Origin of the sequence: Acinetobacter sp. YH12023, from assembly GCF_013420135.1 — a bacterium.
In the GTDB taxonomy this organism is placed as follows: Bacteria; Pseudomonadota; Gammaproteobacteria; order Pseudomonadales; family Moraxellaceae; genus Acinetobacter; species Acinetobacter amyesii.
Genome location: NZ_VOYU01000020.1, coordinates 32,208 through 41,241, shown reverse-complemented (window position 1 = coordinate 41,241; position 9,034 = coordinate 32,208). Strand labels below are relative to the sequence as shown.

Below are 9,034 nucleotides of genomic sequence, written 5' to 3'. Positions count from 1 at the left end.
ACGATGCCGAAAATGATGAGCGATTTATTCATGGGGGCTTCTATAATAATAATAATCGAGCATGAGTCTCATACGGATGCTCGGGTCGAAAGGGAATCCCCAGGCGAGTAACCTGTTTGCGGTGATCCATTAGCTGCAGGAGCAGAATAGCATACATCTGGAAGCAAAGCCAGGAAAGCGGCCTATGGAGCTGTGCGGCAGCGCTCAGTAGGCAATTTTTCAAAATATTGTTAAGCCTTTTCTGAGCATGGTATTTTTCATGGTATTACCAATTAGCAGGAAAATAAGCCATTGAATATAAAAGATAAAAATGTCTTGTTTACAATAGAGTGGGATATGTGGAGTCGATTAGTCCAATTTCTCGGTCAAAGCCCAAGGCCTTTTCGGCATTAACCAAGAGTCTGCTTAAGCACAATTTTCTGGTGGGTAATCATAACTTTTGCCTCATTTGTGATGGATTGATCTATCTTGATTCTACTGAATCGGATCATCGGATTGCCAAAGCCGTAGGTGGGCAAGGTGTTCTAGAGAATGGTCTGCTGGTTCATCCCATCTGTAATAGGATGAAATCAGATCTGAGCCTGGAAGAGATTAGAGCGGATTTGTTTGGTGAATTACTGTATTAATCAACAGAGCGATGAGCTCATTTTTGCAGAAGTATCAATGATTAATCACATGATTTAACTTTTGATACATTCAGCCAATATGGTTATTTTTAATTCAGTCCAGAATCACAACCAGAAACTAGCTGTAGTTTCTGAATGACCGTCAAGGTCCTTAGTTTCGCCCATAGATTCCCTCTGTGGGCTTTTTTTGATCAAAAATTGTATAGATGCTCTAAAATAAACCTTTTAGCATTTCATAAGCAATTAGGATTAAGGCTGAGACCATCAGCACAACAAAAATGAGTTCCACTCTAGTTAACAACTTAGTTCCATTTACTTTTCACTTAATTTATATAGCAGTTAACTCGTAGCATAAATGACATAACATGACATGGAAAATAATCAAAAAGACAGAATTTGGATTTTGATCAGATCTGCATGTTTACATGCTTCTACAGCAGCTTTGAATGTTTCACTTAACCTTTAAACTTTTCTTAAAACTAAATATATTTACATATACATTCTAAAATTTGATAGAATTTATTAAAACTTTAGATTCTAAGTGTAAATAATGAGAAGCGCTAATATTCGACGTGATGGCTACTTAAAATTTCTGAATACATGGCAAGACCGTGATGTCATTAAAGTGCTTTCGGGTGTACGTCGCTCTGGAAAATCCACCTTATTGGCGATGTTTCAACAAGACCTAAAAGCACAGGGCGTACAAGCCGAAAACATCATTGCCATCAACTTCGAATTTATGGAATTTGAAGAACTCACCGATTACCGTAAACTACATGATTATGTATTATCCAAAGTTGATAAAAGTAAAAAAAACTATGTTTTTTTAGATGAAATTCAACATGTTACAAATTTTGAGAAAGTAGTCGACTCTTTATATGTTCGGGATTATATCGATTTATATATTACAGGCTCAAATGCATTCTTTCTAAGTGGAGAACTTGCGACTTTACTTACAGGACGCTATATAGAGCAACATGTTTTACCCCTTTCATTCCAAGAATTTAAACAGTGGCATATTGAAAATAATCCGATCATCCAACAATTATCAAATCGTGATTTGTATGCCATGTATACGCGCAGTAGTTTCCCTTATACGCTTGCCATGACTAGCCAGCAGGAAACTTATGATTACTTGCAAGCGGTCTATGCCAGTGTAATGTTTAAAGATGTTATTCCACGTTTGAATACTGCCGATATTAACTCTCTCGAGCGTGTCACAAGATATTTGGCAAGCGTGACAGGCTCAGCTATTTCCATCAATAAAATTAAAAATACCTTTGTTTCAAGTGGGGTTAAAATTTCATTTGAAACAGTAAAACGCTATATTCAGGGCTTACAGGACAGTTTGTTATTTTATAGTGCCGCACAATTTAAAGTACGCGGGCGTGAGTTATTACAATCCTCTGAAAAATACTATTTAGTTGATGTCGGATTGCGCCGGATTATGTTGCCTGATGCTAATGCTGATCAAGGTCATATCTTAGAAAATGTGATTTATCTTGAGCTTGTCAGACGAGGTTATACGGTCTATGTAGGGCGGGTTGATGAATATGAAATTGATTTTGTTGCTGTCGATACTTTACAGAATTTAACTTATTATCAGGTGGCATTAGAAACGCTCAATGAGGAGACACTCAGCCGAGAGTTACGTCCATTACAGAAAATTTCTGATTCGTATCCCAAGTATTTGCTTACATTAGACACGATAGGGACTGAAGCGAATTATAATGGTATTGTAAAAATGAGTGCTCTCGATTGGTTGCTATCTGAAAATAAGTAAAGTTGAGGGTAGACATGGATACTATTATTTATTAATTAAAACTCAAAGACTTTTCAGCATTAACCAAGAGTGTGATCAAGCATAATTTCTGCTCCAATTGTGATGGATCGATTTACCTCGACTCGATTGAGTCAGACTATCATGATTGAGCCAGAGTCGCTTACTGAAAGTAGCGAGAATTGCGCTGGAGTTTCTGAAGGATATTAATTCCTTAGTTTGCCCATTCATCCATCTGGGCATTTTTTTTTTGATTAAAATACAATGCGGTTCTTGCTAAAAAATGACGGCACCCACCATAAAACACAATATTCCAAAAATAATCCAAGGCCATATCTTTGCCTTCGGTTGTTCTAAATTCTGAGGATTATATTCCGTGTGTTCTAGCGATGTCGGTTGTGGAACACGGGTCTTTTTAGAGTAAGGTTGGTGTTTAGAGTAAGATAGTCCCGTACCTGGAATGCCGACACTGGTTCGCGTACCTTTTTTCCCAATATTTAGAGAAGCACCAGGTTTGCCAATGCTGGCACTGCTGATGCCTTTATGGGTCAGATTAATTTTAAAACCCGGGAATAATTTAATACTTTTACGAAATCTAAAACCCATATTTCTCTCATTCTAAAACTTAGCTCAATTCACGCGCTATACCAGGATCCATGATCTGCTAGAGATCGTACTTTGACGGCTATCATCAGGATACTAGTATATTTTTTATCTGATGATTGCAATACTACCTTTAAATACCGTCAAAAATATTTACTGTATATTTGCTGTAGGGTAATCTTAAAGCTGCTATTTATTGACTGATTGGTATATGACGACAGATAAGCATGAAGTGCTTCTTCGAATGCGAGCCATCGAGTTGCTTGCTTACTGGGAAGGTCGTTTGGTTACCAATCGTTTGATGAGCTGGTTTGGGCTCAGTCGACAGCAGGCTTCTGCGGATATCAAGCGTTACAATACGCTGTATAACCCCGATGCCTTGATTCATGACCCCTCCGTCAAGGGTTATGTGCCTAAGGCCAGCTTCCAGCCTGTACTGACTACAGCGCATATCAATGAATATCTCAATATGCTCTCGGGCTTGGTCAGTGAATCGCATGCCCTTATTGCGATGCCAGAACCGAATCTTACAGCAGTTCAATTACCTGATCGCAGTGTACGTCCTGAAGTGATTCGGGAAGTTTTGCGTGCCTGCCGCAACCAAAGTACTTTAAAAATGATTTATGCCTCGATGCAGAATCCGCAGTGGCATGAACGCATCATTTCCCCACACACCCTGGTGTATACCGGTTTTCGCTGGCATGTCCGTGCCTATTGCCATCAGAGCAAGCAGTTTAAGGACTTTTTACTCTCCAGAATTGATCGCACACCTGTTGTGATGGCGATTGAGTCAGTAGGCCCTGCTCAGGATCAGCAATGGCATGAAGAAATTGTACTGACGCTGATCCCTAATCCAAAATTGAACTCATCACAACAAGCGCTGGTCGAAAAAGACTTCGGCATGCCTGATGGCAGATTACAGATTCCGGTGAAAAAAGCCCTGGCTCACTATACTTTGCAGCGATATCAGGCCGCGATCACGCTGGCTGAGGCGGATGATGCCTTGAAATATCCCTTGGTACTACAACGCTCAGATATCGAAAAGCTGTCGTCTTACCTGTTTGATCAGGCGTCATAGGAGATTGGCTATGTTAGAACAATTTCATTATGACAGTGACCTGATTGGCGGTTCCCTGATGGTGCGTGAAAGCCGGCTGATCGCGGATCTGTTATTACGAGAAGCGACTCCAGAACAATGGCATCAGGCCATTCAGATTGACAATATTCTGCAAAAAAGAACGCCTGCTTCAGCCCAACGTAACGCCACTGCCATTCGTAAGCGTCTTGAGCGCTTAGAGCCTGATTTCTGGAAAGCTTTGCGGGATGGGGATGATGAGCTGGCGACTCAGGTGGCTTTTTGTGGGGCACTGGAACGCAACCTGTTGCTGCTTGAGTTTATGGAAACGGTGATGAGGGATGCCTATATCTCCCAGGCGCAATACTTGGACAGTTATATCTGGTCAGATTTTTTGGATGAACGCTCACAACGTGATCCGGATATCTGTGATTGGAAAGAGTCCAGCAAGAAAAAAATGGGGCAGGTGGTGTTTCGCATGCTGGCAGAAGCCGGTTATTTAAAAAGTACCCGTAAGCTGGAGTTGCAGCGCGTGATCGTCAGAGCAGAGCTGCGTAGCCTGTTGGAAGAACATTATAAACAACGCATTAAAAGATCTATGGAAGTGTCGGTATGGACGCGTTAGTTGTAGAGGGGCAGCAATGAGTCAAACAATACATGAGCGTCTGAACCAGATTCCAGAGCGAATACTTTCAACCGAGTTTCTCACTGGACAAGGATTGGGCAATGAAATTGGCTTCTGGATTTTTGATTATGCACCTGAAGATGAGTTGAAGGTGCGCGAATATCTGCATTTTCTAGACGGGATGCTGGAGAAAAAACACAGTCAGCTGAAGGTGGTGAATATCAACCTGCTGCAAGCCGTGGTGGATTATCTGTCTGAGCGTAACTTCATCGATAAAGCCATTCAAATGCAAAAAGCCAAAGGCGATGAGGCGCTGCTCAAAGCGCTGAAAGGCCCACTGCATATGGATAAGTTCGCGCCCTATCTGGTGAGTAAATATGCCACCAATGCACAAGATATTGTGTTGATGACTGGGGTAGGGTCGGTTTGGCCACTGTTACGTGCCCATCACTTATTGAACAGTTTGCATTCGTTACTGGGGCATAAGCCAGTGGTGCTGTTTTACCCAGGTTATTACGACGGTCAAGCGATGAGTTTATTTGGAAAAATTCCAAGCAATAATTACTACAGAGCATTCAGATTAGTGCCTTAACACGGCAAATAGAAATAAGAATTCGGGGGAATGGATTGAGATGAACATTAAAGAACTTTTTTATAAGCCATTAGATCGTGCGATTAACGGGGTCGTAAAAGCAGACCAGAATGACAATACTACGGTTTATCAGGAACTCGATGAGTATGTGGTCACCAATGAACTGGAAAAGCATTTTCGGGACTTTTTCCAGTCTTATGGCACAGACCTGAGCGATCCTTCGATTGCCAACCGTGTCGGCGTATGGATTTCTGGCTTCTTTGGTTCAGGTAAATCACATTTCCTGAAAACCTTGTCGTATATTCTGGCCAATAAAGTGGTACGTGATGCGCAAGGTAACGAGCGTAGCGCCGCAGAATTCTTTGATGAAACTAAAATCCGCGATGCATTTATCCGTGCCGATATTGGCAAGGCCGTTAGCCATCATGCCGATGTCATCCTGTTTAACATTGACAGTAAAGCCAGTTCCAATGACGATGGCAATCCGATCCTGAATGTGTTTTTACGTGTGTTTAACGAGTATCAGGGTTTTAGTGCTGACCATCCACATATTGCCCATATGGAACGTCACCTGAGCCAGAAAGGGGTGTATGAACGCTTTAAACAGGCGTTTGAGGAATCCAGCGGCATGTCTTGGCTAGAAGAACGTGACGGATATCAGTTCTATCAGGATGATGTCGAAACTGCGATTTCTCAGGCACTGAATCTATCAGCAGAAGCTGCACACAAGTGGTTTGAGGATTCTGAGCAGACCTTTAGTGTTTCGGTTGAAAACTTCTGTCAGTGGGTGAAAGAATACCTGGACAGCAAAGGACCCCAGCAACGCATGTTGTTCTTGGTCGATGAAGTGGGGCAGTTTATTGGCAGCGATACCCGCTTGATGCTGACATTGCAAACCATTACTGAAAACCTGGGTACGATCTGTAAAGGCCGCGCTTGGATTATCGTCACCTCACAGGCAGACATCGATGCTGTTTTAGGTGAGATGTCTTCTTCCAAAGCCAATGACTTCTCCAAGATTGCTGGTCGTTTTAAAACCCGGTTATCACTGTCCAGTTCCAATACCGATGAAGTCATCCAGAAACGTTTATTACGTAAAACCCCAGAAGCAGAAGCATTGCTCAGATCAGTGTTTGAGCAAAAGGGCGATATCTTAAAAAATCAGATTACCTTTGACCGTTCAGGCCCAACCCTAAAGAACTATGAGGGGCCAGACAGCTTTATCCATAACTATCCTTTTGCGCCGTACCATTTTCAGCTGGTACAAAAAGTATTTGAAGAAATCCGTAAGGTCGGTGCGACCGGTGCACACCTGGCCTATGGTGAACGGTCCATGTTGGATGCGTTCCAGATGGCCGCGAATGCGATTGCTACAGATGAAGTCGGTGCCCTGGTTCCTTTCCACCGCTTCTATACTTCAGTGGAAGGATTTCTGGATACAGCAGTGAAGCGTACCATCGACCAGGCAGGGCAGAATAAGACCCTGGATGGTTTTGATGTGCAGATGCTGCGTACCCTGTTCATGATCCGCTATGTCGATATCATCAAAGGTACGCTGGATAACCTGGTGACTTTGTCGATTGAGAAAATTGATGAAGATAAGCTGGCATTGCGCAAGCGGATTGAAGAGAGCCTGCAGCGTCTGGAAAAAGAGAGCCTGATTACTAGGAATGGTGATGAGTTCCTGTTCCTAACCAATGAAGAGCGGGATATTACCCGAAAAATTAAAGCCACAGACTTAGCGGCTTCAGAAGAAAATAAAGAGTTAGCCAACCTGATCTTTAAAGATTTACTGCGCGATCAGAACAAATACCGCCATCAAGCCAACAAGATGGACTATCAGATTGGTCGTTTTCTGGATGGTCATAGCCTGGATGGCAAGTATGAGAGCGATTTGAAAGTTGAAATCATTTCTCCGCTGGATACGGAATACAACCTCTATACTGAAGCTTACTGTATTGGTAAAAGTACTCAGGCCGAAGGACAAGTCCTGTTTAAACTGGCAGACGATAAACAGTTCTTTAATGAACTGCGCACCTGGCTGAAAACCAATAAATTTATTCGGTTAAATGATGATGGCACTCAGTCCGATATCACCCGTATCCTGGCAGACCGTGGCCGTGAGAACCAGGAGCGTAAAAAACGCCTGCGTGTCCGGGTCGAAGAAATGTTGCTGGACGCGGAAAGTTATGCCTTGGGTCAACATCTACAACTTTCATCTTCAAGTCCAACCACCAAGCTGGATGAGGCTTGTCGTTATTTGCTGGAAAACACTTATACCAAACTGAGCTATCTGCAGGTCTATCAGCAGGATGCCTGGCGTGAACTGAACGCCGTCTTGACTGTGGATGATATGGCGCAACTCGGATTGTCTCTGGATGGCGGTCAGAGCAATCCCAAAGCCCTACAGGAAGTGGAGCAGTACATTGCACTACGGGCCACCGGTACAGAGCGTATTCTAGTCTCAGATGTGATAGATCGTTTTGCCAAACGTCCTTATGGCTGGCCGGATGCCGAGATTTTACTATTGGTGGGTCAGCTGGCTGCGATGGGGCGGATTTCTCTGCAGTTAAATGGCGGCAGCTTACAGTTAAAAGATGCCTTTGAGCCTTTACAAAACAGCCGCCGTCGCCGTGATGTGTCGATCATTAAAAAACGCCAGACTGATGATCAGGTGTTGAAACAGGCACGCCAACTCACCCAAGACCTATTCTCGGCTATGGGACCAGCGACAGAGAAAGAGCTATTTGAATTCTATACCCAACATTTTAAAAACTGGTTAGCCAACTTTAAGTCTTATAAGAGTAAAACTGATGTCGGGCAGTTCCCGGGCAAGAAAGTGATTGAAAAGTCGATTCTGACTTTGGAGCGTTTGCTGGCCAATAGTGACAGCTTTGATTTCTTTAAGGCCGTGGTCGAGAACAAGGACGACTATCTTGATCTGGAAGAAGATTATCGTGACATTCATGAATTCTTTAGCAACCAGATGCCAAGCTGGCAACAACTGCAACAGGCCTTACGTCATTTTGAGAAAAACAAACAGGCGCTGGGCAGTGATGATGTGGCAAAAAAAGCCCTCTCCGAATTACATCGTATTTTCACCCTTGAATCGCCCTATGGCCTGTTAAATAAAGTGGCTGATTTGGTTCGCACTGTGGAAAGCGTCAATGAGCGACTGTTGAGTGAGAAGCGCAATCAGGCGATAGAACACATTGATGACAAAATCAAGCAGCTGGAAGCCGAGATTAAAAACAGTGGCATCGCCACCGCTGAGCTGAGTAACAAGCTATTACGCCCACTACAACTGCTGAAAACAGATATTGAAGTGGAAACTAGCCTGTCCACCATCTATATGCTGCAAACCCAAACCGCCGTGGAGCGTTTTGATGAAGCCTTGTATGAGCTGGAACGAGAAGTTCAGGCTGAAATTCAACGTCAGGCCAAAGCGGCACAACTGGCTCAGAGCAAAGCCGAGAGTGTGGCGAGCTCAGCAACCACCACCAGCCCAGTTACATCAACACCTGCTGCGAGTCCGATAAAGCCCGCAATCGCCGTAGTGCCACCGAAACCTGTTGTCGAAGTCGATGTCGCCAGCATTTACAGCAAAACCTCCAGCAGTGTCTATCTGGAAACGGAAGAGTCAGTGGATCAGTTTGTAGATGCACTCAAAGCTGAACTGAAAAAAATCGTGAGTGATAAAAAGCGTGTGCGTATCCGCTAACTCGGGTTAGGG

7 protein-coding genes and 1 pseudogene are annotated in these 9,034 nt (G+C 43.4%); 6 read left to right on the top strand and 2 right to left on the bottom strand.

The features are described from left to right. Positions 1–314 precede the first annotated feature (314 nt). Both FTT92_RS15865 and FTT92_RS15860 read left to right on the top strand, forming a co-directional pair. A pseudogene (locus FTT92_RS15865) lies at positions 315–626 on the top strand (HNH endonuclease signature motif containing protein); the annotation flags it as partial. A gap of 550 nt (positions 627–1,176) precedes the next feature. Then, positions 1,177–2,409, top strand: coding sequence for an ATP-binding protein (locus FTT92_RS15860; RefSeq protein ID WP_160255372.1), 1,233 nt, complete (start codon positions 1,177–1,179; stop codon positions 2,407–2,409). 273 nt (positions 2,410–2,682) lie between these two features. Here FTT92_RS15860 and FTT92_RS15855 read toward each other — a convergent pair whose 3' ends face one another. Together FTT92_RS15855 and FTT92_RS16775 are read right to left on the bottom strand one after the other, a co-directional pair. Continuing rightward, positions 2,683–3,012, bottom strand: a complete 330-nt coding sequence (locus FTT92_RS15855; RefSeq protein ID WP_005403805.1) for a DUF4236 domain-containing protein — start codon at positions 3,010–3,012, stop codon at positions 2,683–2,685. Between the two features lie 190 nt (positions 3,013–3,202). Then, positions 3,203–3,397 carry a hypothetical protein gene (locus FTT92_RS16775; protein ID WP_227554859.1) on the bottom strand — a complete coding sequence of 65 codons (195 nt, stop codon included), beginning with the start codon at positions 3,395–3,397 and terminating at the stop codon, positions 3,203–3,205. Here FTT92_RS16775 and FTT92_RS15850 point away from each other — a divergent pair. Genes FTT92_RS15850 through brxC form a run of 4 tightly spaced genes read left to right on the top strand, consistent with a single transcriptional unit; the run spans position 3,311 to position 9,022 of the window. Beyond that, positions 3,311–4,087, top strand: a complete 777-nt coding sequence (locus FTT92_RS15850) for a YafY family protein (RefSeq protein WP_257223270.1) — start codon at positions 3,311–3,313, stop codon at positions 4,085–4,087. The two genes, FTT92_RS16775 and FTT92_RS15850, sit on opposite strands and share 87 nt — an antisense overlap. A 10-nt stretch (positions 4,088–4,097) precedes the next feature. After that, positions 4,098–4,709 (top strand): DUF1819 family protein, encoded by a 612-nt coding sequence (locus tag FTT92_RS15845; protein ID WP_121523422.1) that lies wholly within the window; start codon positions 4,098–4,100, stop codon positions 4,707–4,709. A gap of 16 nt (positions 4,710–4,725) precedes the next feature. Beyond that, positions 4,726–5,301, top strand: a complete 576-nt coding sequence (locus tag FTT92_RS15840) for a DUF1788 domain-containing protein (RefSeq protein WP_086355031.1) — start codon at positions 4,726–4,728, stop codon at positions 5,299–5,301. A 40-nt stretch (positions 5,302–5,341) separates the two neighbouring features. Next, on the top strand, positions 5,342–9,022 hold the full coding sequence (gene brxC, locus FTT92_RS15835; protein ID WP_180172593.1) for a BREX system P-loop protein BrxC: 3,681 nt from the start codon (positions 5,342–5,344) through the stop codon (positions 9,020–9,022). Positions 9,023–9,034: the final 12 nt, after the last annotated feature.

What these genes read in the sequence shown, in the direction of transcription:
- FTT92_RS15860 (WP_160255372.1), top strand. Translation starts at nt 1,177, where the DNA reads ATGAGAAGCGCTAATATTCGACGTGATGGCTACTTAAAATTTCTGAAT.
- FTT92_RS15855 (WP_005403805.1), bottom strand. Translation starts at nt 3,012, where the DNA reads ATGGGTTTTAGATTTCGTAAAAGTATTAAATTATTCCCGGGTTTTAAA.
- FTT92_RS15850 (WP_257223270.1), top strand. Translation starts at nt 3,311, where the DNA reads ATGAGCTGGTTTGGGCTCAGTCGACAGCAGGCTTCTGCGGATATCAAG.
- FTT92_RS16775 (WP_227554859.1), bottom strand. Translation starts at nt 3,397, where the DNA reads ATGAATCAAGGCATCGGGGTTATACAGCGTATTGTAACGCTTGATATC.
- FTT92_RS15845 (WP_121523422.1), top strand. Translation starts at nt 4,098, where the DNA reads ATGTTAGAACAATTTCATTATGACAGTGACCTGATTGGCGGTTCCCTG.
- FTT92_RS15840 (WP_086355031.1), top strand. Translation starts at nt 4,726, where the DNA reads ATGAGTCAAACAATACATGAGCGTCTGAACCAGATTCCAGAGCGAATA.
- brxC (WP_180172593.1), top strand. Translation starts at nt 5,342, where the DNA reads ATGAACATTAAAGAACTTTTTTATAAGCCATTAGATCGTGCGATTAAC.